24 protein-coding genes are annotated in these 24,880 nt (G+C 64.4%); 9 read left to right on the top strand and 15 right to left on the bottom strand.

What is annotated here, in order from left to right; genetic code table 11:
• Window positions 1-95: 95 nt before the first annotated feature.
• A complete protein-coding gene (locus ACLFLU_RS10175) occupies window positions 96-2,192 on the bottom strand; it encodes an adenylate/guanylate cyclase domain-containing protein (protein ID WP_426412056.1) in 2,097 nt (698 codons plus the stop codon).
• 199 nt (window positions 2,193-2,391) lie between these two features.
• On the opposite strand from ACLFLU_RS10175, the gene ACLFLU_RS10170 reads away from it, so the two are divergent.
• From ACLFLU_RS10170 to ACLFLU_RS10155, 4 genes are read left to right on the top strand one after another with little or no spacing between them, the layout of a single operon-like run.
• Window positions 2,392-2,697: a DUF2282 domain-containing protein gene (locus ACLFLU_RS10170; protein WP_426412055.1), complete on the top strand. Its 306-nt coding sequence runs from the start codon at window positions 2,392-2,394 to the stop codon at window positions 2,695-2,697.
• Between the two features lie 50 nt (window positions 2,698-2,747).
• Window positions 2,748-3,653 carry a DUF692 domain-containing protein gene (locus ACLFLU_RS10165; RefSeq protein ID WP_426412054.1) on the top strand — a complete coding sequence of 302 codons (906 nt, stop codon included), beginning with the start codon at window positions 2,748-2,750 and terminating at the stop codon, window positions 3,651-3,653.
• A complete protein-coding gene (locus ACLFLU_RS10160) occupies window positions 3,643-4,425 on the top strand; it encodes a DNA-binding domain-containing protein (RefSeq protein WP_426412053.1) in 783 nt (260 codons plus the stop codon). Before ACLFLU_RS10165 ends, ACLFLU_RS10160 begins: the two co-directional genes overlap by 11 nt.
• Window positions 4,422-4,946 carry a DoxX family protein gene (locus ACLFLU_RS10155; protein ID WP_426412052.1) on the top strand — a complete coding sequence of 175 codons (525 nt, stop codon included), beginning with the start codon at window positions 4,422-4,424 and terminating at the stop codon, window positions 4,944-4,946. The genes ACLFLU_RS10160 and ACLFLU_RS10155 overlap by 4 nt, the downstream gene beginning before the upstream one ends.
• Window positions 4,947-4,952: 6 nt before the next feature.
• Here ACLFLU_RS10155 and ACLFLU_RS10150 read toward each other — a convergent pair whose 3' ends face one another.
• The 6 genes from ACLFLU_RS10150 to ACLFLU_RS10125 all read right to left on the bottom strand — a co-directional run bounded on the left by ACLFLU_RS10150 (window position 4,953) and on the right by ACLFLU_RS10125 (window position 10,194).
• The gene (locus tag ACLFLU_RS10150; RefSeq protein ID WP_426412051.1) at window positions 4,953-6,107 is read right to left on the bottom strand and encodes an ABC transporter substrate-binding protein; all 1,155 of its coding nucleotides are present in this window, start codon (window positions 6,105-6,107) and stop codon (window positions 4,953-4,955) included.
• Between the two features lie 25 nt (window positions 6,108-6,132).
• Window positions 6,133-6,966 (bottom strand): amidohydrolase family protein, encoded by an 834-nt coding sequence (locus tag ACLFLU_RS10145; protein ID WP_426412050.1) that lies wholly within the window; start codon window positions 6,964-6,966, stop codon window positions 6,133-6,135.
• Between the two features lie 22 nt (window positions 6,967-6,988).
• Complete coding sequence (locus ACLFLU_RS10140) at window positions 6,989-7,828, bottom strand: shikimate dehydrogenase (RefSeq protein WP_426412049.1); 840 nt, start codon at window positions 7,826-7,828, stop codon at window positions 6,989-6,991.
• Between the two features lie 286 nt (window positions 7,829-8,114).
• Complete coding sequence (locus ACLFLU_RS10135) at window positions 8,115-8,960, bottom strand: SDR family NAD(P)-dependent oxidoreductase (protein ID WP_426412048.1); 846 nt, start codon at window positions 8,958-8,960, stop codon at window positions 8,115-8,117.
• 9 nt (window positions 8,961-8,969) lie between these two features.
• Window positions 8,970-9,521 (bottom strand): carboxymuconolactone decarboxylase family protein, encoded by a 552-nt coding sequence (locus tag ACLFLU_RS10130; protein WP_426412047.1) that lies wholly within the window; start codon window positions 9,519-9,521, stop codon window positions 8,970-8,972.
• On the bottom strand, window positions 9,499-10,194 hold the full coding sequence (locus tag ACLFLU_RS10125; RefSeq protein WP_426412046.1) for a TetR/AcrR family transcriptional regulator: 696 nt from the start codon (window positions 10,192-10,194) through the stop codon (window positions 9,499-9,501). Before ACLFLU_RS10125 ends, ACLFLU_RS10130 begins: the two co-directional genes overlap by 23 nt.
• Before the next feature lie 166 nt (window positions 10,195-10,360).
• On the opposite strand from ACLFLU_RS10125, the gene ACLFLU_RS10120 reads away from it, so the two are divergent.
• The 5 genes from ACLFLU_RS10120 to ACLFLU_RS10100 all read left to right on the top strand — a co-directional run bounded on the left by ACLFLU_RS10120 (window position 10,361) and on the right by ACLFLU_RS10100 (window position 14,974).
• A complete protein-coding gene (locus ACLFLU_RS10120; RefSeq protein ID WP_426412045.1) occupies window positions 10,361-11,572 on the top strand; it encodes an ABC transporter substrate-binding protein in 1,212 nt (403 codons plus the stop codon).
• Between the two features lie 4 nt (window positions 11,573-11,576).
• The gene (locus tag ACLFLU_RS10115) at window positions 11,577-12,470 is read left to right on the top strand and encodes an MBL fold metallo-hydrolase (protein WP_426412044.1); all 894 of its coding nucleotides are present in this window, start codon (window positions 11,577-11,579) and stop codon (window positions 12,468-12,470) included.
• A gap of 12 nt (window positions 12,471-12,482) precedes the next feature.
• A complete protein-coding gene (locus tag ACLFLU_RS10110; protein ID WP_426412043.1) occupies window positions 12,483-13,451 on the top strand; it encodes a Bug family tripartite tricarboxylate transporter substrate binding protein in 969 nt (322 codons plus the stop codon).
• A 25-nt stretch (window positions 13,452-13,476) separates the two neighbouring features.
• Window positions 13,477-14,016 (top strand): VOC family protein, encoded by a 540-nt coding sequence (locus tag ACLFLU_RS10105; RefSeq protein WP_426412042.1) that lies wholly within the window; start codon window positions 13,477-13,479, stop codon window positions 14,014-14,016.
• Window positions 14,017-14,161: 145 nt separating this feature from the next.
• Entirely contained in the window at window positions 14,162-14,974 is an 813-nt protein-coding gene (locus tag ACLFLU_RS10100; RefSeq protein WP_426412041.1) for a class I SAM-dependent methyltransferase, read from the top strand.
• 30 nt (window positions 14,975-15,004) lie between these two features.
• On the opposite strand, the gene ACLFLU_RS10095 is transcribed toward ACLFLU_RS10100, so the two are convergent.
• The 8 genes from ACLFLU_RS10095 to ACLFLU_RS10060 all read right to left on the bottom strand — a co-directional run bounded on the left by ACLFLU_RS10095 (window position 15,005) and on the right by ACLFLU_RS10060 (window position 24,702).
• A complete protein-coding gene (locus tag ACLFLU_RS10095) occupies window positions 15,005-16,576 on the bottom strand; it encodes a L,D-transpeptidase (protein ID WP_426412040.1) in 1,572 nt (523 codons plus the stop codon).
• 399 nt (window positions 16,577-16,975) lie between these two features.
• On the bottom strand, window positions 16,976-18,166 hold the full coding sequence (locus ACLFLU_RS10090; protein WP_426413959.1) for a CaiB/BaiF CoA transferase family protein: 1,191 nt from the start codon (window positions 18,164-18,166) through the stop codon (window positions 16,976-16,978).
• Window positions 18,167-18,250: 84 nt separating this feature from the next.
• Entirely contained in the window at window positions 18,251-19,462 is a 1,212-nt protein-coding gene (locus ACLFLU_RS10085; RefSeq protein ID WP_426412039.1) for an ABC transporter substrate-binding protein, read from the bottom strand.
• Between the two features lie 189 nt (window positions 19,463-19,651).
• Window positions 19,652-20,347 (bottom strand): ABC transporter ATP-binding protein, encoded by a 696-nt coding sequence (locus ACLFLU_RS10080; protein ID WP_234685767.1) that lies wholly within the window; start codon window positions 20,345-20,347, stop codon window positions 19,652-19,654.
• Window positions 20,347-21,117 carry an ABC transporter ATP-binding protein gene (locus tag ACLFLU_RS10075; RefSeq protein ID WP_426412038.1) on the bottom strand — a complete coding sequence of 257 codons (771 nt, stop codon included), beginning with the start codon at window positions 21,115-21,117 and terminating at the stop codon, window positions 20,347-20,349. The genes ACLFLU_RS10080 and ACLFLU_RS10075 overlap by 1 nt, the downstream gene beginning before the upstream one ends.
• Window positions 21,114-22,406 carry a branched-chain amino acid ABC transporter permease gene (locus ACLFLU_RS10070; RefSeq protein ID WP_426412037.1) on the bottom strand — a complete coding sequence of 431 codons (1,293 nt, stop codon included), beginning with the start codon at window positions 22,404-22,406 and terminating at the stop codon, window positions 21,114-21,116. The genes ACLFLU_RS10075 and ACLFLU_RS10070 overlap by 4 nt, the downstream gene beginning before the upstream one ends.
• Window positions 22,403-23,350, bottom strand: coding sequence for a branched-chain amino acid ABC transporter permease (locus ACLFLU_RS10065; RefSeq protein WP_426412036.1), 948 nt, complete (start codon window positions 23,348-23,350; stop codon window positions 22,403-22,405). Before ACLFLU_RS10065 ends, ACLFLU_RS10070 begins: the two co-directional genes overlap by 4 nt.
• A 119-nt stretch (window positions 23,351-23,469) precedes the next feature.
• A complete protein-coding gene (locus tag ACLFLU_RS10060) occupies window positions 23,470-24,702 on the bottom strand; it encodes a branched-chain amino acid ABC transporter substrate-binding protein (protein ID WP_426412035.1) in 1,233 nt (410 codons plus the stop codon).
• Window positions 24,703-24,880: the final 178 nt, after the last annotated feature.

The following is a 24,880-nucleotide window of genomic DNA, read 5'->3' as shown; positions in this document are numbered from 1 at the left end:
CCGGATCATGCGCACGATGGGTCCACTTTGCCAATCGGTTTGATGGAGCGGCTGCGCGGGTCGAACGCTCCTACCCTGCCCGGCAAATTGATCCGCTATTTCGATGTGAGTGCCGCAACCGGCTGCCATGCCGCGTCAGGTGCTGCCTCCGCGAATTGCCGGCAGCGGTCGCGCATCAACTCGGCCGGACGGTCATGGCCGCGCTCTGCGAGCACGGCGTCGAAGTCTACCTGTGCCGCGGCAAATTGTCGGGCGCGATAATTGGCAAGCCCCTTCTCATAGCGCGCGATCCAGCCGATCGCGTCGCCGTCAACGCCGCCCTCGCCAGCAAGCCCGATCAGCTCGTAGACGGAAAACCCTTCCTCCCGTCCATAGACCGCGATGCTGTCGATCTCTCGCGAGACGATGGCGCCGCGGGCCAGGCGTTCGGTCGCCTGGCCGATCAGGATGTGGGTGCCGTAGGACTTGTTGGCGCCCTCGAGCCGGCTCGCGACGTTCACGGCGTCACCGATCACGGTGTAGTTGAGGCGCAGCTCCGAGCCGATATTGCCGACCAGCATGCGACCGGAATTGATGCCGATCCGGATCCGGAGCGGCTGGCCGAGATCATCGGCCAGCCCGGATTGTTCGATCGCGCGGCGGCAGGCGAGCGCCGCACGGCAGCATCGCAGGGCGTGGTCCGTCTGCGGCTGGGGCGCGCCCCAGAATGCCATCACGGCATCGCCAATGAACTTGTCGATGGTCCCGCCATTGGCGACGATCTCCTCCGAGGCGACGTCCAGATAGCGGGACAGCAGCGGCACCACGCGATCGCCCAGGCGCTCGGACAGGCCGGTGAAACCCGCAATGTCGATGAACATCACGCTCAGTTCCTGGATCGTGCCGCCCGGCTTTGCGTCGACCCCCCGACGCAGCAGCGAGCGGACGAGATCGGCCGGGATGAATTTGCGGAAAGCCGAGAGACCCGCTGCCATTTCGGCGATCGCACCGGAGAGGCTCGCGATCTCGCGGAGACGCGACGGGTGACGCCGTACCTGCTCCAGGGCAAAGTTCTCGACATGGCGGATCTCGCCGACGACACGGGAGAGCGGCGCGGCGATCACCGAGCGCGCCAGCATCGCCGACGCCAACGCAGCAAGCACCGCGCCGACGGCAAGACCGATAATCAGACGCCGTAGCGTCGTCTCGACGGGACCCAGAAACTCCGCTTCCGGGATGACCGTCGCCAGCCGCCAGCCGGGAAATGGCAGCGGCGCGATCGCGACCTCGTAGGCGGCACCGCCGGACACCAACCGGCTACGCCAGGATTCAGGACGGTCATCACCACCCGCCTGTGCGAGCGCCGTCTGCGCCAGCGGCAGCAGCTTTCTGTCACCACGCGCAACGTGTAGCTCGTCGGCGTCCTGATCGGGTGCTGCGACGAGATCGCCATTGCGGTCGAGGATGAAGGCCGTTCCCGTGCGTCCGACCTCGAGCTGCGAGAGAAAGCGCGCGAGCCTGGTGTATTCGATGATGACGGCCAGCACCCCCTGGCGCTCCTGGTAGACATCGATTGGCCCTGCAAAGGCAATCGACGGGCGCCCACCAGTCGGATGCTCCGTGACGCGGAACCATTGCGGATCGTCCGCAGTAAGCCCGGTCTTGAACCAGGCCTGGTCGGCGACATGGAATCCCGTCGGCTCGAAACGACGATTGGCGAATTCGATGTCGCCGGGCACCACGTCATACTCGTCGACGCGACGCTGGCCGGCATGATCGGTCAGCGAAATCTCCATCATCTCCAGGCGGCGGTCTCCGAGCTTGTGTGCGGCGAAGAAGGAACCGTCGGGCCAGCCGAAGGCGGCCCAGGAAATCGTCGCCTGCGATTGCAGTTGCGACAGGAACACGAACTCACGCTTGTCGGCCTCGCGGGTGTCGAGCACGTTCTGGAGGAACAGGGTCCGAATGGCGGTGTGGGCGGCGCGGGCTTCGTCGACGATGGCCGCGACTTCCTTGCGGACCGCGGCCACGATCTGCTCGTTGATGGTGGAGGCCAGCTGCCGGCTGGTCGCTTCCGCCGTGCGCCACCACAGCAGACTGGAAAAGGCTGCCGTGAGCAGGATCGCGGTGAGCACCAGCGCCGAAATCGCCATGCGAATGCTGACCGTCAATCTGGCGATCGCCTGAAGCTGCTGCCCGGGAAAGACCTTCATGGTGGTTCCGCCTTAGGTGACTGGTCGCCTGATAGCCCTACGGCGCGCGAGCGCTTTCGTTACCGCCCGCGTGCGAGCCCTATTCAACCGCCTCACGAACTCGTGAGCCTACCGATTGGTAACGCGGCCCGTGAACGAGGCGAACAGGATCATGCGCCTTCGCTTCGCCAAGCGATGCAATCTTGAAAAGGAGAACTCGATGTCTGCCAAACATGTTGTTACGTCGCTCGCCCTCGCCGGCGCCCTCTCGACCGCACTCGCGACGCTCGCCGCCGCCGCCCCCCTGACCAAGGCCGAGGCCGACGCCGCCATCGCCGCCAAGAAGGAAAAGTGCTTCGGCGTCGCGCTGAAGGGCCAGAACGATTGCGCCGCTGGACCGGGCACCACCTGCCAGGGAACTTCGACCACCGACTTCCAGGGCAATGCCTGGAAATTCGTGCAGGGCGGCACCTGCACCAGCATCGACCTGCCGGGCGGCAAGAAGGGTTCGCTGAAGCCGGTCTAACGCGGCCAGCCCGACACATCCCTCCAACAGCAAGGAAGCGGAGAAGCACCATGACCACGGTAATCAAGCCAGCCGCCGTGCCGGCCGTGCCACTCCGCTTTTCGCTGCCCATCGGCGGTGTGGCCGGGACGAGCTTCAAGCCCGAGCACTTGCCCGCGATTCTGGAAGCCGGCCCGCAAGCCGGCTTCTTCGAGGTCCACGCGGAGAACTATATGGGTGCGGGCGGCCCGCCGCATCGCGCGCTCGAGGCGATCCGCCGCGACCATCCGCTGTCGCTGCACGGCGTCTGTATGTCGATCGGCGGGCCCCAGCCGCTCGACAAGGCGCATCTGGCGCGCTTCCGCGCCCTCGTCGCACGCTACCAGCCGGCACTGGTCTCCGAGCATCTTGCCTGGTCGACGCATGAGACCAGCTTCTTCAACGACCTGTTGCCGCTGCCTTACACCGAGGCGACGCTGCGCTCTGTCTGCGATCATATCGACGAGGTGCAGGAAGCGATCCGCCGTCCGCTGCTGCTTGAGAATCCATCGACTTACGTTGCCTTCCGCGAATCCTCGATGAGCGAGACCGATTTCATCCGCGCCATCGCGGAGCGCACCGGCTGCGGCCTGTTGCTCGACATCAACAACGTGTTCGTGTCAGCGACCAATCACGGATTTGCGGCGCTCGACTATCTCGCCGATTTTCCGCTGGCCGCCGTCGGCGAGATCCATCTCGCCGGACATGCCGAGCAGGCCGACGATGACGGAAACTGCCTGCTGATCGACAGCCATGACGGTCCGGTCGCGGATGCGGTGTGGAAACTGTTCGAGATCGTCGCGGCGCGCCGCGGCGCCGTGCCGACGCTGATCGAGTGGGACAGCAAGATTCCGGATTGGCCGGTCCTGCAAGCCGAAGCCGCGGCCGCCCAGGCCATCCTCGACCGCTGCACAACGGAGGATCGCCGTGCAGCCTGAAGCAGATTTTGGCTTTGCCGCGGCCTTCGCGCCGCCGCTGCTCGATCCCGCGCGCGACGTGCCGTCAGCCGTGACAGGTCGGAACGGCAGACCTGCGGGGCGCCGCTACGACGTCTATCGCAACAACGTCACGGTGAGCCTGATCGAGGCGCTGGCGGCGATCTATCCGGCGGTGCAACGGATCACCGGCGCCGATTTCTTCCGCGCCATGGCGCGCTTCCATGTTCGCAGCACACCACCGACCTCGCCGCTGCTGTTCGACTATGGCCGCGACTTCCCCGCGTTCATCGAAACTTACGAGCATGCGCGGCCGCTGCCCTGGCTTGCTGACGTCGCCCGCATCGAGCGGGCCTGGCTCGATGCCTATCACGCCGCCGACGCGGCACCGCTGGCGCCGGCGCAGCTATCCGCAGTCGCGCCGGATCGGCTTGGAGATCTCGTATTCATGCCGCATCCGGCGGCACAAGTCGTGCGGTCGCAATTCGCGGCGGTGACGATATTCGCTGCCAACCGCGACAGCGCGCCGGTTGCGTGCATCGACGCCGAGACACCGGAGGATGCGCTGATAACGCGGGCTGAATTCGACGTTGTGGTCCGGCACCTTCCGCCTGGCGGCGCGGTCTTCGCGACCAGCCTGATGTCGGGCCGGCCACTGGGCGAGGCCGCAGGGATTGCGCTGGACGCATCCGCCGACTTCGATCTCGCTTCGAACATCGCGGGCCTGATCGAGGCCGGCGCATTCACCTCAATCGCTTACGGAGACGCGCGATGATCGCGGACCAACGCCTGTCGCCAGGCAGCAACCTGCGGTCCCCTGCGCTGCTCGTAGACAAGGCCAGTCGCCTGGTACAGGCGATCGCCGCGCCGTCGCTGGTTCAGCTCGTGCTGCGCGTGGCACTGGCGGTGCCGTTCTGGCGCTCCGGCATTCTCAAATGGGACGGCTTCTTCAAGCTCAACGACACCGCGGTGACGCTGTTCTCCGACGAGTTCATGCTGCATCTGCCGGGCGGCCCCTATCACTATCCCGCCCCCGCCGTGATGGCCTTCCTGTCGGGCTCGGCGGAGATCATGTTTCCGATCCTGCTGATCCTCGGCCTTGGCACACGCTTTGCCGGGCTTGGACTGCTGTTCATGACCGCGATCGTCGAGCTGACGGTGCCCGACGGCTGGCCCGTGCACATCACCTGGGCGGCGATGGCGCTGGGAATCATGGCCTACGGACCTGGGCGCATCTCGCTCGACCATCTGATGGGCCGGGCGCTGGGGCTGGCGGAGACAAGCCGCCAGCCATAGCATCCCTCACTCCCCCTTCCCGCCCTTCAGCTTCGGCAAGGTCTCGACGATCTTCTGCTTGCCGTCGATGATCTCGGCGAGGAAGCTGGCGCGGTCGATGTCGCCGTTCTGGTCCCAGCTTGCTTCCATCAGCATGCCCGGGGCCTTGTCGGGCGTGAGGGTCAGACCCTTCATCGTTGCGCCAAAGGCCTTGCTGTCGAACTTGCCGATTTTCTCGGTCACGTATTTGACGAGATAGACCGCGGTGTAGCCCTTGATGCCGTTGTGATCGGGCAGATATTTGAAGCGTGCGGAAAACTTCTTCGCGAACTCCTCGATCGCCGGCACCGGCGCGTCCGCACTCAAGCCGACATGGCCGCGCACGCCGTTGGCGGCGGGGCCGGCGAGCTCGACCACCTTCTGGCTGAGCAGCGTGGTCTCGCCGAACAGCGGCGTCGACAGGCCCTGCCGCTTGGCCTCGATCAGGAAGCGCGCGCTCTCCTCCTCGTTGGTGTAGACGAAGACGGCGTCGGCCTTGGCGCTCTTGAGCTTGATGACGTCGGAGCCGAAATCGACCTGGCCTTGCTCGGTCGAGATATCGGCCGCGATCTCGATGTTGCGCGTTTTCATCTCCTTCACGAAATTGTCGTGGCCGCCCTTGCCGAAATCATTGTTGACCCAGACCACCGCGACGCTCTTTACCTTGAGCTTGTCGTGCAAATAGTTGGCGATCTTCGGCATCGAGAATTGCTGGCCGAAGGCGGTGCGGAACACCCAGGGATTGCCCTGCGTCGTGATGTCGGCAGCCTCGGCGCCGACGATCTGCGGGATCTCGGCTTGTTGGGTCAGCGCCATGTTGACCTTGACCGAGCCGGAATAGATCGGCCCGAGCACGACATAGGGATCCTTGTCCAAAACCTTCTGCACCTGCGCGCGCGAGATGCCAGGGTTGCTCTGGGTGTCCAGATGCTCGGTCTGGATTTTGCGGCCCAGAATGCCGCCGGCGGCATTGATCTCATCGACCGCGAGCGCGACGCCGTCGCGCCAGTTGGTGCCAGAGACGGCGCCGGGGCCGGAGAGCTCGATGACATCGGGGATGTAGACGGTGCTCTGCGCGCGGACCGCGCCCATTGTGAGCGATGCCACCAACGTGACGGCGAGCGTTCCTGCAAGATGCCTCATGATGTCCTCCCCTTTTGCCTTCTTTTTATGATCCGTCGAAGCCGAGCAGTTTCGCCGGCGTCCGCCACAGCAGGCGATGCCGGTCGCCCGGATCCGGAAACAGTTGTGTCAGCACGGCCAGCAGCGGACCGTAGTCGAGCCGTTCTGCGGCGCGCAGGAACGGGTAGTCCGAGCCCCAAACGCAGCGGTCGAGCGTGAAGGCGTCGACCAGCGCGGCGATGAACGGCCAGGTGTCCTCATAGGGATGCGGCAGCTCGGAGAACTTGTACCAGCCGGAGAGTTTGACGTGCACATCGCGTTCGCGGCCGATCGCGAGCAGCGCCTGGAAGGCCTTGCCGCTCACGCCTTGCGCGACCGAGGGCCGGCCGCAATGGTCGAACACCAGCTTGACGCTCGATTTATCGATCAGCGGCAACAAGTCGAGCAGCTGATCGTCCTCGACCTGAATCTGGAGGAATAGGCCGAGGCTCGTCAGCTTCTCCAGCAGCGGCGCAGTGTTGCGATAATAGTCGGCGCCGTGGAACGGCACGTTGAAAGCAACGCCGATCACGCCGGCCGCCTTCAATCGTTCGAGCTCCTTGATGTCGACGTCGTTCTCGACCACGGCGACGCCCTTGAAGCGGCCGCTGCCCTGCCTCAGCGTGTCGAGCAGGATGCGGCTGTCGCTGCCATAGCCGGTGTTGGTGGCAACCACGAGCGCATGGCGGACGTCAAAGACGTCGAACACGCGGATCAGCTGCGCGGCCGGCGCGATTTCCTGCCCGCTCGGCCAGTAGGGCGTGTCGGCGCCGTAGGGAAAACGAGCGGGATCGACGGCGTGGATGTGGCAGTCGATCTTGGGGCCCGCCGGCAAGGTCATGGCGCAAAGCTCCCCGCGCGGTTCAGAACGTGGCTTCGATGGCCTTGATCAGCTCGGGCGTCACATCGGGCATCACGCCGAACCAGGCCTTGAAGGCAAGCCGCGCCTGGTTGAGCAGCAGGCCGAGCCCATTCACGGTGACGCAGCCGCGCGCGCGGGCGTCAGCCAGGAACGGCGTCTCCAGCGGCGTGTAGATGAGATCTGCGGTGAGTGTGGCCGGCCTGAGGCGAGACAGGTCGATCTCCAGCGCGCTTTTGCCGACCATACCGCGATCGGTGCAGTTGACGAGCAGCGCGACATCGCCAAGCGCCGCGGCGCGATCGTCCCACGGAACGGTGCTGACGGCGGAGCCGAATTCGGTCGCGATGGCCTGCGCTTTCTCCGCCGTGCGGTTGGCGATGCGGATCTCGCGCGCACCGTTCTCGAGCAGCGCCACGACGACCGCGCGCGAGGCGCCGCCCGCGCCCAGCAGCAGGATCGGCCCGGTATCGCCGCGCCAGTCGGCTTTGGCATCGCGCAGGCTCTGCACAAAGCCGTTGCCGTCATTGTTGAAGCCGGACAGCGTGCCATCCGCCTCGACCACGATGGTGTTGACGGCGCCGATGCGTTTTGCGGTCTCGTTGACGCGGTCGAGCATCGCCATCGCGGTCTGCTTGTGCGGCATGGTGACGTTGCAGCCGCGGAACCCAAGCGCGATCAGCCCGCCCAGCGCATCCTTGAGCCGCTCGGGCTTCACCGCGAGCGGGACGTAGGAGCCGCGGATGCCGTGCGCCTTCAGCCAGTAATTGTGAATGACCGGCGAGCGCGAATGCGCGACCGGCATGCCGATGACTCCCGCCAGCCCAAAGCCATCCTGCGACATGCCGCGCTTCCCGTCTTCGACCCGCCCCTTCGGCGTTCGACCATGTTATTTGGTCATTTGTCCAAGACAATTAGAGGGAATGGCTAGCCCGTGCAATGTGAATCTGGGGGCTGCCGTGTACCCCCACCCACCGACGTCATCCTGAGGTACGCGCCCTTGCGCGCCTCGAAGGATGGGCCACGGGCGCTCGGGGCCCATCCTTCAAGGCTCACCTTGCGATGCGTCCGCATCGCAAGGTGAGCGCCTCAGGATGACGTCAGTGGGTGTGGTTAGACGACGACGTCGCTCACATCCCGCTCAAGCCGCTATCCACCGCGAGCGTCTGCGCGGTGACGTAGACGCTTTCGTCCGAGAGGAAGAACAGCACGGCATAGGCGATCTCCCAGGCGGTCGCCTGGCGACCGAAGGGAACGTGGCCCTTGCCGCGCGAGGGACGGCCGGCGCCGGCGTCGCGGCCGTTCGGGGTGTCGACCAAGCCGGGATAGACCAAATTGGCGCGGATGCCGCGGCGCGATCCGAAATGGGCGATGTTGCGCATCAGTCCGCCGAGCGCGGCTTTGGAGGAATCATACACCGCCATCTGCGAGCCGGCCTTCAGCGCCGCGATGGAGGAGATGAAGACGATGGCGCCGCCATTGTCGAATCTCGGCATCGCGGCGCGGCAGCACAGCATCGGACCGCGGACATTGACGTCGTAGATTTTGTTCCACTCCTCGGGGCTGACCGCATCGAGCCCGACCTTGCCGAAGGTGCCGATGTTCAGCACCATGCCGTCGAGCCCGCCCATGGCGCGATGCGCCTCCTCGATCATGCGCTGGACCTCAGCTTCCGACGTGACGTCAGCAGCGATGGCAAAGGCCTCGCCGCCTTCATCGGTGATGCGCTTGACTGTTTGCTGCGCGGAGGTGCGGTTGAGGTCGGCCACCGCAACCTTCGCACCTTCGCGCGCGCACAAGATGCTCATCGCGCGGCCGTTGCCGATCGGGTCGGTGGCGGCATCGAACACGCGCTGGCCGCCACCGACGATCAGGATACGACGACCCTTGAGGCGTCCCCTTCCCGGCGCTTCGCCCAGGGATTCCGCGCTCGGTGGGCGGACGTAGCGCTCCGGTTTGGTCTCAGTGTCCGTCATCCCTGCCGCCTATCTCTTGCCGCCGTCATAGACCTTCATGCCGGCCGCGGGATCGAGATCGGTTTCGGTCGCCTCGGTGAGACGCGCCATCATCATGTAGAAGCCGAGCGCGACGATGGACTCCACGATCTCCTGGTCGCTGAAGTGCTTTCGCGCAGCAGCGAAGGTCTGCTCGGGAACGCGAACATTCTGAACCACCTCGCGGCCGAAGTTCAGCAGCGCGCGCTCCGCCTCGTTCAGCGCCGCTGCATCGTAGTTGCCACGTTCCACCGCATCGATCTGGCCTTGCGTACAGCCGACGCCAAGCGCGATCGGCACGTGCTGGCGCCATTCATAGGCGCCGCCTTCGAGCTGGGCGGCCTGGAGGATCAGCAGCTCGCGGTTGACGGCCGAGAGCTTCTGCTTATGCAGGATCGAATTGCCGAGCCGCATCGCCGGGATCATGTTGGCCTCGGCATGGGCCATCATGCGAAAGATGTTGAGCTTGACCGGCATGCGGTCGAACGAGGCGCGGATGTCGCCGCTCGTCGTTTCCGGATCAATCAGGGGCAGCCTTGCCACGCGTTTCTCCCTTGGTTTTTCTCTTCTTGTTGTCGTCAGTGCCTGCAGCAATCAGCGACAGGAAGAAGGCGAGATAGCGGTCGATCGCCTCGATCACCTTCGGCCGCGGCGAGGGCGCCGCGCCCATCACGTAATGCTCGAGGCGGATGTAGATGAGGCCGGCGGCGAACAGCCGCGCGGTCTCGCGCGGATCCGGCGTCGAGACGAGTCCCGCGAGCGCAAAGCCGCGAAAATAGTCCGTCATCATGCTCTGCTCGCGCGCATAAAAATGATCGGCGAATTTGGCGCGGATGCCGGGCACGCGGTTACGCTCGGCGGTGATCACCTTCTGGAACTGGTGCTCGCGCGGATCGGACCATTGCTCGACGAGGTCCAATGCAAACTGCCGGCAGAACGCAGCGGGCTGGCGCGCAAGCTGCTTGTAGCGCGGCTCTTCCAGCCGGCTCGCAGAACTCGCCGGGCCGTGCTCGCTGACGATCGCTTCAAGGATCGCGGCCTTGCCGGAGAAATGGTTGTAGAGGCTGCTCTCGCGGATACCGACGCGGCGCGCGAGCTCGCGCATCGAGGCGCCGCCATAACCGCTCTGCGCGAACAGATTGAGCGCCTCGGTGAGAATGCGCTCGCGGGTCGAAGGCGCAGCCGCTTCGGCCGCGCTGGAGGTGTGGACAGCCATGTGGCTTGACTAACGAACGATCGTTCGCTAGTCAACCGTACGAACGATCGTTCGTTTGCACTCTGGCGGCAACGGTCGCGGCCCACAAGTCCGCTTGCCGGCGCTGTTCTCGCGTTTCAACTCCGCTCCTTTGAGAAGCGGAGAGCAATCCTGGGGAGATAACGTCATGGCGCGCTTTGCCCGCCTTCGCTTTGCCGCGGCTTGCGTTCTGCTGCCGCTGCTCGCAATCAGCACCGCCTCTGCCCAAACCGCAAAGTACGATCCCGGCGCCGACGACAAGACCATCAAGATCGGCACCACCGCGCCGCTGAGCGGCCCGGTCTCGGCCTTCGCGCAGATCGCCAAATCCGCGGAAGCCTATTTCCGCAAGGTGAACGACGACGGCGGCGTCAACGGACGGCGCATCCAGATGATCATCGCGGACGATGCCTACAGCCCGCCAAAGACGGTGGAGCAGACGCGCAAGCTGGTCGAGAGCGACGAAGTGCTGCTGATCTTCGGCGGCGTCGGCACGCCGACCAACAGCGCCGTGCACAAATATCTCAACGACCGCAAGGTGCCGCAGCTTTTCCTCGGCTCCGGCGCGGCGAAGTGGGACGATCCAAAGAATTTTCCGTGGACCGTCGGCTGGCAGCCGACTTATCGCGACGAGGCGATCGCCTACGCCAAATACATTAGGGCGAGCCACGCCAATGCGAAGATCGGTGTGCTCTACCAGAACGACGACCTCGGCAAGGACTATCTCAAGGCGCTGGAGGAAGGGCTCGGCGGCGGCGAAGCCATCGTAGCGCGCGCGGCCTACGAGACCTCGGCGCCGACTGTCGATACGCAGATCCTGCAACTGAAGACCGCGGGCTCAGACGTGGTGCTGGTCGCGGCGACGCCGAAGTTCGCCGCGCAAGCGATCCGCAAGATCGGCGAGATCGGCTGGAAGCCTACGACCATCATCTCCAACGTCTCGGCCTCGATCAGCGGCGTGCTGCAGCCGGCCGGCAAGGACAATTCCACCGGCGTTATCTCCAGCCAGTATCTGAAGGACGCGACCGATCCGGCAAACAAGGATGACGCCGGCACCAAGGAATGGGTCGCCTTCATGGACAAGTACCTGCCTGACGCCAACAAGAACGACTGGCTCAATGTCTATGGCTACACTATCGCACAGACGCTGGTGACGGTGCTGAAGGCCGCCGGCAACGACCTCACCCGCGCCAATGTCATGAAGCAGGCGACGACGCTGAAGGACGTGCATCTGCCGATGCTGATCAATGGCACCGCGGTGAACAACTCGCCCGAGCGTTACACGCCGATGACGAGCTTGCAGTTGATCCGCTTTGACGGCACGCGCTGGGTGCCGTTTGGCGACCTCCTGAAGAACTGAGCCAATGCGGCAGGTGAAGATCGGCAGCATGCGGGTGGATCTCGTCAGCGAGATCCCTTCGCTTGCGTTCGACAAGACCTGGCTGTTCGCCAACGTCACCGACGAGGTGATCGCTGCGAACCGCAGCTGGCTCGATCAGCGCTATATCGAGCCTGAGACCGGCCGGTTCATCCTCAGCCACCACTCCTATCTCGTCCGGACGCCGCGCTGGACCGCGATCGTCGATACCTGTTGCGGCAACCACAAACCGCGACCGCGCGTGCCGGCCTGGAATAATCTCAACCAGCCTTATCTGCAGAATATGCAGGCGCTGGGCGTCGCCCCCGAACAGGTCGACTTCGTGATGTGCACGCATCTGCATGTCGATCACGTCGGCTGGAACACGCGCCTCCTCGACGGCCGCTGGGTGCCGACCTTCCCCAACGCGCGCTATCTGATGGGTCGCGAGGAGTACCGCCACTTCGAGGCCGCGCACAATGCCGCGCCGAAGAGCCCGGTGAACCACGGCTCGTTCGAGGATTCCGTGCTGCCGGTGGTCGCGGCTGGGCTCGCCGAGTTCGTCGAGACCGACCATCGCCTGTTCAGCGATCGCGATGCCGCCCTGCGCTTTGCGCCGGCGCCGGGTCACACTGCCGGCAACATGCAGATCCATCTCAACGGCGGCCACGATCACGCGGTCATGTCCGGCGACGTGATCCATCATCCGATCCAGTGCGCGGCACCGTGGCTGTCGAATGCCGCCGATGTCGATCCGGCCGCCGCGGTCGCGACGCGGATGGCGCTGCTGGAAGAGCTCGCGGATACGCCGAGCTATCTGCTCACCGGCCATTTTCCGGCGCCGACCGCGGGTCACGTGATCCGGCACGGCGATGCCTACAGATTTCGTTTTTGGGACTAGGGGAATGCCATCATGATGCTGCGCACCGTCACGCTTTCGTTTCTCGCATTGCTGGCCGCGGCGCTGCCGGCGCGCGCAGAAGATCCCGCCGCCTATCCGACGCACAAGATCCGCATGCTGCTGCCTTACGCGGCCGGCGGCGGTGGCGACGTGATCGGCCGGCTGCTCGCCGACAGGATGGGCAAGACGCTCGGGCAGAGCATCTATATCGAGAACCACACCGGTGCGGCCGGCACGCTCGGCACGCAGATGGTCGCGACCTCGCCCAATGACGGCTACACCATCACCGTCGGCGGCATGACCACGCATGTGCTGGCGCCGGCGATCTATCCGAAGCTGCCCTATGATTCGATCAAGGATTTTACGACGATCGGCCGGATCGGGACGTCCTCGATCATGCTGGTGGCGACGAAGGATTTTGCCGCCAATGACATCAAGGAGCTGATCGCGCTTTCCAAGAAGGGCGAGCCAATTCAGTACGGCAGCTGGGGCATCGGCTCGACCGGGCAATTCTGCGCCGAAATCCTGATGCAGCAGACCGGGATCAAGATGGAGCACGTGCCGTTCAACGGCATCGCAAAGCTTGCCGGCGATCTGCTCGGCGGCCACATCTCGCTGGCGACGCTCGACATGGCGACCGCAACGCCGCTGGTGAAGGACGGCTCGATCAAGGCGCTGGCCGCCTGCGGCGAGCGCTCGCCGAGCCTGCCTGATGTTGCGACCTATAAGGAGCAGGGCGTGCCATTCGACCGCAGCCTGTCCTGGGCGATGTATGCGCCGGCGGGCCTCGCGCCGCCGATCGCACAAAAGCTGTCCGCGGCGCTGAGGGACGCGCTCGGCGATGCCGAGGTGAAGGAGAAGCTGTTGGGGCTCGGTATCACGCCTCAATTTGTCCCGGGCGACGAGCAGCGCGACATCAACGCCCGCGACATCGCGGCCTGGAAGCAGGTTGCCAAGGACGCCGGGATCGAGGTCAGGTGAGCAAGCGGACTAAGGGAGCGCGGGCATGAGCCGCATCTTCGGCGCAGTGCGCCAGAACGGATATGTGGTGCGGGACATCCAGGCCGCGATGAAGCACTGGATCGAGGTGATGGGCGTGGGTCCCTGGTACTACATGGACCGCGTCAAGACCGACTGGTTCCGCCATCGCGGCCAAAACTCTTCCGTCGAGATGAGCATTGCGCTGGCGAACTCCGGCGATCTCCAGATCGAGCTGATCCAGCAGCGCAACGACGCGCCCTCGCTGTACAAGGAGTTTCTGGACGCCGGCCACGAAGGCCTGCAACACATGTCCTACTGGAGCCACGACTACCAGTCGCTCTACGATAAAGCCCTCGGGCTCGGCTACAGGATCGGCCATGAGGGCCAGATCGGCGGCGACAAGGGACGCTTTGCCTATTTCGACACGCAGGCCCATCCGGGCACGATTATCGAAATCTCCGACATCAGCGGCACCAAGGGGCCGTTCTTCGAGAAGGTCAGGCAGGCAGCTTTAAACTGGGACGGCACGCGGCCGATCCGCGAGGTCGGTAGCGCGAAATCGTAGACCTTTTTCGTCTCGCAAACTCACCCGCGGCCCATCCCTCGAGACGCCCGCTTTCGGCGGGCCCTCAGGATGAGATCGCGTTTTTGCGGCGAGATATCAGACCGTGCTAACGTGGCCGTGATAGCAAACCTTCAGCGAGGCGTGCATGTCCAGCACTGACAAGGTTTTCGCCGGCTCAGTCCCGAAGCTCTACGACGAATATCTGGTCCCGCTGATCTTCTCGATCTATGCCGACGACCTTGCCAGACGCATCGCTGCGCTATCGCCCTCGGACCTGCTCGAGATCGCTGCCGGCACCGGCGCCGTCACGCGGGCCGTGGCGGCGCTGCTGCCTGCCGGTGTCCGCTATGTCGCGACCGACCTCAACGAGCCGATGCTCGCTGTGGCGAAGCAGCGTCACGGCGATGACCCGCGCATGACCTGGCGTCAGGCGGATGCGTTGGCTTTGCCTTTCGACGATTCCACGTTCGACGTCGTCTGCTGCCAGTTCGGCGCCATGTTCTTTCCGGATCGCAGCCAGGGCTATGCGGAAACGAAGCGGGTGTTGAAGCCTGATGGCACCTACCTGTTCAGTGTCTGGGACCGGATCGAGGACAATTTGTTCGCGGACGACGCAACCGTCGCACTCGGCAAGATGTTTCCGGACGATCCGCCGCTGTTCATGGCGCGGACGCCGCACGGCTATCACGACAAGGCCGTCATCAAGGCCGATCTCGAACGCGCGGGCTTCAAGGACATATCGATCGAAACGCTGACAGCGCTAAGCCGCGCGCCGACAGCGGAATATGTCGCGACCGCCTACTGCCAGGGCACACCGCTGCGCGGCGAGATCGAGGCCAGGGATGCGAGCAAGCTTCAGGCCGCGACCGACGCCGTTGCCGAAGCGATCCGGAAGCGTCATGGATCCGGACCAGTCGAAGCGAAAATTCAGGCCCTGGTGATCATGGCGCGACCTTAGGTCGGGGGGCCTCGGCCCCCGGATCACGCCCTACCAGAAGCTCCGCTGCATCGGTTGCGCCGGTTGATAGTACTGGTACTGGCCGGCGCGGCGACGCGGATTGACCGGCTGCGGGGCGGGATCGCGCTGCCCGAAGAAGAAGAAGCCATTGCCGCCAAAACCGCCGCCATTGCCCCAGCCATCGTCGCTGGCCATTTCCACCGGCGGCGCGGTCGGCTTGCGGGTGATGAAGCCGCCCTGCGGATGGTTGCTCAGGACCGCGACGAACTCGGTGCGGTAGTTGGTCTCGGCGCTCAGCGGCTCGTCCGAAATGATGATCGACGAGCGCGGCAATGCCGTCGGCCCGATGCGATCCCACACCTCCTGCGGGATGGTGACGCGGTCGAGCGCGTCCTTGGCGCTATCGCCCTCGTCGATCGTGACCACGCTCCAGCGCAAGCCGGTGTCGTTCTTCGCCATCGCCGTGAAGATGTGCGTGCCGAGCGGCTGGTCGGGATTGCGGATGGTGACCGGAACCTCGATGCTGGTGTCGAACACCTCACCGCCGCCATCGGGCGCCGGCTTGTGGGTGTTGCGCCGGACATAGAGCTTCTGTGTCGAGCGGCTGATGTAAACCGAGACCGGTTCCATCGCGAGCTTGGCGTCGGTCGCGGCCTTCACGGCTTCGGCCTTCTTGGCCGCAGCCGCCTTGGCGGCGTCCTTTGTCGCGGCGACAGCGTCGCGCTTCGGCTGCGCGGCGACCTTGGCGGCGTCGAGCTGAGTCGCCGCATCCGCGGCCTTGGTGGCGGCCTTCTGCTTCAGCTCGTCGGCCTTTGCCTTGGCCTGGTCGGTCTTCGCGTTCGCCACCAACTTGTCGGCATAGGCGTTCTCGGCGTCGGCGCGGGCCTTCTGCTGCTCGAGCTTGCGCAGCGACGCCGGAAGCGATTGCGCATCCTTCGCGGCTGCCGTCGCGGCCTTCTTGGCATCATCAGCCACACTCGCGACTTCCTCGGCCTGGGCGGACAGCTTGTCGGCACGCGCAGGCGCCGCCGCAATGGCCTCCTTGCTCGGCACGAACAGCGAGGGATGCGAGAAATCCACCGGAGCGGCGTCGTTCGGCGAGATGATCACCCGCATGCCGATATTGGTCTTGTCGAACAGGCCCTCGGCGAAGTTGAAGGGCATGCGCACGCAGCCGTGCGAAGCGGCGTAGCCAGGCAGCGGTCCACCATGCAGCGCGATGCCGTTCCAGGTGATGCGCTGCATGTTCGGCATCCAGGCATCGTCATACATGGTCGAATGGTGGTCCTTGTCCTTTTCGACGACGGCGAAGACGCCGGCGGGCGTCTCGCGCCCGGTGGTGCCGGTCGAGACCGGCGCGCGCAGGATCCAGCCGTCGGAATCGTAGAACGTGACCTGCTGGCTCTTGATCGACACGATCGCCATGATCGGCTCGCCGGCCTCGCGCTGCGCCACCGCCTCGGCGGTCTGGCGCGGCTGCTTGGCGGCAAGGGCTACGCTCGGCGCGGCCAGCGCGACCGCCGCCGCGAACATCACAATTCCGGGAGGCCCCCAACGCCGCATCGCCCTCTTGGATTGCGCCGTCGTCATCAGGTCTTTCATGCCATTCCCCGGTTGCGGTGTCCGCACTTGCCTCGGTCATCGATCAGATTGCGATCTTTGGATTAAGAAATCGCAGCCACCATCCGTTCCGTTTCCGGCGATATTCGGTCCGTTCCGGCGACGAAGCTCTCATATACGACGGTCCGTGCGGGCGGAAGGGCGGTCCGCGGCCGGGGCCGGCCTGGAGCTGGCCGGCGCGCTGCGACAGAATGTCAGCCTTCGGAGGCGGCGGGACGGGATGTGACTGGAATCACAGAGAATTGCGCCAGGCCGCACCATTGGCGATAACCTCGCCAAACAGCGCATCGGAGGATGAACAGGTGTACTCAAGCCTCTCGCGGATTGGCGCAACCGTGGCCGGGCTGGCGGCAAGCGATACGTCAGAATGGTGCGCCCGCTCTACGGTGCGCCAACTGCCCTGTTCGCAACCAGCGCTTCGATCTCGGCGTCGCTCAGACCTGCTTCGTGCAACACCTCGCGCGAGTGCTCGCCAAGGCGCGGCGCCATGCGATGGATGCCGGCCGGGCTTTCGGAGAACCTTGTCGCGGGGCGCGCCTGGCGAATCCGTCCCTCGGTTGGATGATCAATCTCCGCAAACAGTCCGACCGCGGCGAGATGCGGCTGGTCGCCGATCTCGGTGAGACGAGCGAAGGCGGTGTGCGGCACGTCAAGCCGCAGCAAAAGTTCCTCCCACTCCGCCGTGGTGCGGGTCGGTCCGATCTCGCTCATGCGATCGTAGATCTTGTCGATGTTGTGCGAGCGCAGCACGGGATCGCGCACGCCGAGCTCGTCACTCAATTCGGGGCGGCCGACGGCCTCGAAGAAGGCGCACCAATTGTCGCCCGAATAAGGCAGCATCGTCAGCCAACCGTCCTTGGTCTTGACCGGACGCCGGTTCTTCATGCGCTTGTAGCCGGTCGGACCGATCGGCGGATCGAAGGCGTGTCCGCCCAGCATCTCGATGCTGTTGAAGCCCGCGATCGTCTCCAGCATCGGCACCTCGACCATCTGACCCTGGCCAGTACGCTCGCGCCGGAACAGCGCGGCGGACACCGCACCGACCATCGCCATGGCGCAGATCTTGTCGCCGATCAGGCTCGGAACGAACTCCGGCTCCTCGTCAGATCCGATCGATGATGCCAGGCCCGACGCCGCCTGGATGATCTCGTCAAAGGCGGGCCGCGCCGCCCACGGGCCGTCCTGGCCAAAACCGGTCGCGGCAGCATAGATCAGCCGCGGATTGAGTTTTGCGCAGTCGTCGTAGCCGAAGCCGAGCCGCGCCATCGCCGCGGGGCGCACGTTGGTGACGAGCGCGTCGACCGTCGGGATCAGTTTAGCGAGCGCCGCCTTGCCGTCCGGATGCTTCAGATCGAGCGCGAGGCTGCGCTTGTTGCGGTTGACCGCCATGAACTGGCCGCTCATGCCGCGGTTCCGGAACACGCCGGTGTAGCGCCATGTATCGCCCGATGGCGGCTCGATCTTGATGACGTCGGCGCCCCAGTCACCGAGCATCTGCGCGGCATAGGGTCCGAACAGCACGCTCGTCAGATCGAGAACGCGGATGCCGCTGAGGGGGCCGGTTGGTGCCATCGTCTCTTCGCTGTGGTTGGAGGAAGCATTCACGGGCAGGCGGGCAAGGCCAGCGCCCTGCCCGTCTGTCACGATGCATCGAGACTACTCGCCGAGAACGTCGCCGAACAGCTCCCAGGATTTTCCGTTGAAGCGCGCCATCTGCAACTGGCGGATCGGCGTGACCTGCTCGGCCGAGGTGTTGAGCCTGATGCCGGGCAGCAGCATCGGCAGCTCGACGTCCTTGAACGATTGCGCCTGCTTCATCAAATTGGCGCGCGTGAGATCATTGCCGGCGCGCTGCAGCACCATCTCCATCATCTGCGCCATGGTGTAGCCGGTGACGTTGAAGATGTCGGCGGGATCGGCGCCGGAATTGTAGATCTTCATCCATTCGCGCCAGGCTTTCATGCCGGAATCATTCTCCCAGCGCGGATCGCCGGGATCCTTCAGGAAGGCGCCGGTGACGATGCCGACGGAATTCTCGAGCCCGGCCGGCGCCAACACGGAGCCGACGGAATTGGAGACGGCCGGAACGATGATCTGCGGCTTCCAGCCGAGTTCGGCGACCTTCTTGATCGCCTGCGCCGCAAATTTCGGCGTGCACTCGTTGAAGAGAACGTCGGCGCCGGCGGCCTTGAACTTCACGATCTGGGAGTCGACGGTCGCGTCCGTCGTTTCGTACACGGCTTCCGACACGATCTGGTTGACGTGCTCGCCGAGCCCCTCCTTGAAGCCGGCGAGATAGTCGCGTCCGGGATCCTCGTTCGGCGTGATGACGGCAATCTTGGCGTCAGGCTTGTTCGCCAGAATCCACTTGGCGTAGATCCGCCCTTCAGTCCTGTAAGTCGGCTGCGAACCGGTGGTCCAGGGGAAGTGCTGCGGATCGTTCCAGCGGCTGGCGCCGCTCGACGGGAACAGCTGCGGGACCTTCTTGACGTTGAGATATTTTTGCGCGGCGATGTTCGGGCCGGTGCCGAGCATCGAGAACATCGCGAGGACCTCATCGCTCTCGACGAGACGACGCGTCTGCTCGACCGTCTTCGCCGGCGAGTAGGCGTCGTCCATGCTGAGGAGATCGACCTTGCGGCCGTTGATGCCGCCCTTCTCGTTGAGCATCTTGAAATAGGCGATCTCGGCACGGCCGATCGCGGAATAGGCCGAGGCCGGTCCCGAATAGGGCATGGTCTGGCCAAGCTTGATGCCCGTGTCGGTCGCGCCGGTATCGTAATTTCCGGCTGTCGCGGTCGAGGCAGCGCCCAGGACGGCAAGCAGAGCGACGGCTCCGCCGATGAACTTGAATGTGTGGCCGGGCATGCGCGGCATCTCCTTCCCTGGCGGGTGCATCGACGCGCGGGCTCACAAGGCCGCGGTCAACGTCCTCCACTTCTGTTCTTGGTTATCATCCGCCGCATCGCTTGCGATGTCGGCGCGGGCGACGATACCTTGATTATCGGGCGTGAGATGTAGCGCAGAATACAGATGCGTATGCGCAGGCCGCAGCCGTCAGACTTCGAGCCATTCCTGCCGTACGGCGGCATTGGCCTTGAGCTCGTCCGGCGTGCCTTCGAACACCACGCGGCCGTGGCCCATGATGTAGACACGCTTGGAGATGCGCATCGCGATCGACAGTTTTTGCTCGACGAGGAGGATGGCAACGCCGGCTTGCGCGATCCGCGCGATGAGATCGCCGACCTGCTGCACAATCAGCGGCGCGAGGCCTTCGGTGGGCTCGTCGATCATGATCAGGTCGGGATCGCCCATCAGCGTCCGGCATGTCGTCAGCATCTGCTTCTCGCCGCCGGACAGCACGCCCGCGGCCGTATCGGCGCGTGCGGCGAGATTGGGGAACATGTCGAGCATGTCCTGCAGCCGCCATTTACCGGGACGGCGCGTGTCCTTGATGCCGAGCAGCAGGTTCTGCCGAACCGTCAGGCTCGGGAAGATGTCGCGATGTTCCGGCACATAGCCGAGGCCGAGGTGGGCGATCTTGTAGCTGGGCAGGCCGGCGATGTCCTTGCCCTTGAAACGGATCGTGCCTTGCGGCGCGACCTCGCCCATGATCGCCTTGACCGTGGTGGAGCGGCCGACGCCGTTACGCCCGAGCAGGCTCACGACCTCACCGGCGCCGACGTCGAGATCGACGCCCTGGAGAATGTGGCTCTTGCCGTAATAGGCGTGGAGATCCCTGACCTCGAGCATCAGTGCGCTTCCTCGCCGAGATAGGCTTCCTTGACCTTCGGGTCGCGCCGGATCTCCTCCGGCGTGCCCGAGGCGATGATGTGGCCGTAAACCAAGACCGAGATGCGGTCTGCGAGGCCGAACACAACGCTCATGTCGTGCTCGACGATCACGAGCGTCTTGCCTTCGGTCAGTCGCCGGATCAGTGACACGGCGCGATCGGTTTCGGCGTGGCTCATGCCCGCAGTCGGCTCGTCCAGCATGACGACGGTCGCGCCGCTCGCGATGGTGATGCCGATCTCGAGCTCGCGCTGCTCGGCATAGGTCAGAAGCCCGGCCGGCACGTCGCGCCGGTGCGTCAGATGAATGTCATCGAGGATTTGCGCCGTGCGCTCGCGCACCTCGGGCAGACTGTCGACGTTCTTCCAGAACGCGTAGCGATGTCCCGTCGCCCACAGCACGGCGCAGCGCACGTTCTCCCAGACCGTCATGCGCGCGAACACATTAGTGACCTGGAACGAGCGCGACAGGCCGCGGCGGTTGATCTCGAACGGCCGCAAGCCGGAGATCAGATCGCCGTTCAGCTTCACCTCGCCCGAGGTGGGCGCGATGTGGCCGCTGATCAGGTTGAACGTCGTGGATTTCCCGGCGCCGTTCGGGCCGATGATGGCGTGACGCTCACCCTTGGCGACGCTGAGATTGAGGTCGCGGATGATACCGACATTGCCAAAACGCTTTTCGACGGCGCGGACTTCGATGGCTGCGCTCTTTTCAGATACCGCTCCGCTCATGCCAGATACCCCCGGTCACGTGCGACCGTGGTAGCCCGGTCCCATGCCTCCGCGATCCGTAGCCAGGTCAACCGCGCGACGAACGCGCCGCCGACAACAAGAACCGCAGCCGCGATCCATGTCGCCGGCGATGTCGGATTGAAGGCAATACCGAACAAATTGATCGCGTCGCCGCCGGAGAAACGTGCAACGGTCTCGATGGTCAGGATCACGCCGCAGGCCAGTGCGACCGTCGGCACGATGGCAACGAGATAGGACGGGATCACCGTCCACAGCGTCCCGGCGCGGATCAGAGGACGATGCATCATCAACAGGCCGGCGATGCCGCCCGGCGCATACATCACGATGCCGATGAAGATGATGCCGAAATAGAGCTGCCAGGCCGTGGTGAGGTTGGTCAGCCCGAGCTGGAGATAGGTGACGAGAATCGCACCTAAGATCGGGCCGAAGAAAAACGCGGTACCGCCGATAAAGGTGGAGAACAGCACCAGACCGGATTGGATCGCACCGAGGAGCGCAGAGTTCGCGATCTCAAAATTGATCGCAGTCAGGCCGCCGGCGACGCCGGCGAAAAACCCGGCAAAGCAATAGGCGATGTAGCGGACGACGTGCGGATCGTAGCCGATGAACTGGACACGCTCGGGATTGTCGCGGACGGCATTGCTGATCCGTCCCAGCGGCGTCCGGGTCAGCGCGTACATCGCGATCGCCGACAGCACCAGCCAGAAGGCGATGAGATAATAGACCTGAAGCTGCGGCCCGAACGACCAGCCGAGCATTTTCGGCAGCGCGGTGCGGTCCGTGGTGATGCCGGACTCGCCGCCGAACACCGAGCGCAGGATCAGCGAGGAGGATGCCACCAGCTCACCGATGCCGAGCGAGATCATCGCAAACACCGTGCCGGCGCGCTTGGTCATGACCCAGCCGATGATGATCGCAAACACGAGGCCGCCTAGCCCGCCGAACAGCGGAATGAACGGCAGCGGGATTGGCCAGCCATGCGACACCACCGCATTCATCATATGGCAGGCCGCGAAGCCACCGAGGCCGTAATGCACGGCGTGACCGAACGACAGCAGGCCGGTCTGACCGAGCAGGATGTTGTAGGACAGCGCGAACACGATCGCGATGCCGATCAGGCTGAAGGATGTCAGCGAGCCGCCCGACGAGAAGATCATCGGCAGGACGATCAGCGCGATGATCCCGATCAGCCAGACACCGTAGAAGCGCAGGCTTCCGCCGACAGGCTTGGTCGTAACCTTCGATGTCGAAGTCGTAGCCGTGGTCATGATTCGCGCGTCCCCATCAGGCCCATGGGGCGAACGATCAGAATGAGCACCAGCAGCATATAGGGAACAATCGGCGCGACCTGGGCGATCGTGACGTTCCAGATGTCGGTGAGGACGGACGGTCCCGCCGACGGGTCGAGCGGCCCGAAGGCGCTCGCCAGCGAGCCATCGAGCGCCACCGCGAAGGTCTGCACCAGTCCGATCACGAGCGAGGCGATGAAGGCGCCGGGCAAGGAGCCCAGACCGCCAAACACGATGACCACGAACAGGATGGGTCCGAGCGAGGCGGCCATGTCGGACTGGGTTACCAGGGCGGGCCCCGCAATGACGCCGGCAAGAGCGGCGAGCGCACTGCCGACCCCGAACACCGCCATGAAGACGCGCCCGACATTGTGGCCGAGATGCCCGACCATGTGCGGATGCGTCAGCGCCGCCTGCACGATGAGGCCGACCCGGGTGCGCTTCAGCACGATCAGCAGCGCCACGAAAATGACGACCGACACGGCCAGCATGAAGATCTTGTAGGCGGGATAGTTGGTCGAGAAGATCGTGAAGGCTGGGAAGTCGAGCAGCGCCGGCACGCGGTAGTCGAGCGGGCTCTTGCCCCAGATCATCGAGACGATCTCTTCGATCGCGAAAGCGAGACCAAACGTCAGCAACAACTCGGCAACATGGCCGTGCTTGTGGGTGTTGCGCAAGCCGTAGCGCTCCACCGCCATGCCGATGGCGCCGACCAGAAGCGGCGCCAGCACCAGCGCCGGCCAGAAGCCGATCCATTTGGTGAGCTGGAAGCCGAAGAAGGCGCCGAGCATGTAGAAGCTGGCATGGGCGAAGTTGAGCACGCCCATCATGCTGAAGATGACGGTCAGCCCGCTCGACAGCAGGAAGAGCAGCATGCCGAAGAGCACACCGTTCAGGGTCGAAATGACAATGAGTTCAAGCACGGCGCACTCATGAATATCCGGGGCCTGATGGCCCCGGTGAACATCGTCCAATCAAAAATCGTCCGCCTACCGTCACCCCGCAGCCCATGATGGCCGAGGAACAACGACAGGCTTCGTGATTACGGCCGCGCCATCTTGCAGGTCGTGGAGACCATGGCCTTCGGCGTGTCGATTTTGGAGACCAGATGCCAGCCCCAACCGGTGCTCTCCTCGTCGAACGGCTCGCTCTCGGTCAGCTTGCCGAAGGAGGAGATGTAGATCGGCTGGAAGAACTGATGGTCGTCCTTGCGCATGATACCCTCGCCGCCGTCGAGAACCTCGAACTTGAGGTCCTCGAGCGCCGCCGCGACCTTCACGGGGTCGATCGAATTGGCCTTCTCGGCTGCAGCCTTGAACATCCGCATCTCGTTGACCGCGCGCGGATACCACAGCGACAGGTTCACCTTGGCGCGGAACGCCTTCTCGTAGTCCATCGCAGCCCTATTGCCGGAGTTGGCAAAGCCTTCGGTGATCTGGAAGACCTGATGGTCGAGACCGGTCTGTTTGATCGCGGTCGGGCCACCGGCGCCGCCGGCATAATAAGTGTACCAGTTGACCTTCAGGCCAGCGTCGGCCGCGGCCTTCAGCAGCAGCGCGATGTCCTGGCCCCAATTGCCGGTGACGACGCTGTCGGCACCGGATGCCTTGATCTTGGCGATGTAGGGCGAGAAATCGGTGATCTTGAGCAGCGGGTGCAGCTCGTCGCCTACGATCTGCACGTCAGGCCGCTTTGCAGCAAGCATCTTCCGCGCATCCGTGCGCACCGATTGGCCGAACGAATAGTCCTGGTTGATCAGGTAGACCTTTTTGACCGAGGGCAGGTCTTTCATATAGTTGGTGAGCGCTTCCATCTTGATGTCGGAGCTCGCATCCCAGCGGAAATGCCAATAGCTGCACTTCTCGTTGGTCAGGCTCGGATCGACCGCGGCGTAGTTGAAGTACAGGACTTCCTTGCCGGGATTGCGCGAGTTGTTCTTGGTGACGAAGTCCGACAGCGCCGCGCCGACCGACGAGCCGTTGCCCTGGGTGATGTAGTGAACCCCGGCGTCGATCGCCTTCTGGGCCTGCACCAGGCTCTCTTGCGGATTGGTCTTGTTGTCGAGCGGGACGATCTCGATCTTGTGGCCGAGGATGCCGCCCTTGGCGTTAAGCTCGTCGGCCAGATACTGGAATGTCTTCAAACCACCCTCGCCGACGCTGGCGCCACCGCCGGAGAGCGGATCGATGTAGCCGATCTTGAGAGTGTCCTCGGCCGACGCTGCATGACCGAGCATCGGGGCGATCAAGGCAATGGCCAAAGTGAGCTTGCGCATTATTGGTTTCCTCGCTGGCTATCGACTTTAGTCGATGGGCTCTTTTGCGCATGTTGCAGCGCAATTTCAGCCCTCTTATGAGCAGAACGAACTTTGCTTTTCAAGCGCAACAGGACATGGCTCGGGCCGCCGCTATGAAATGTGATGCGCAGCTGCCCAGCCAGGCCGCAGCATTCCG

The organism is Bradyrhizobium ganzhouense, assembly GCF_049949285.1.
GTDB classification, from domain to species: Bacteria; Pseudomonadota; Alphaproteobacteria; order Rhizobiales; family Xanthobacteraceae; genus Bradyrhizobium; species Bradyrhizobium ganzhouense.
This window is presented reverse-complemented; position numbering and strand designations above follow the sequence as displayed.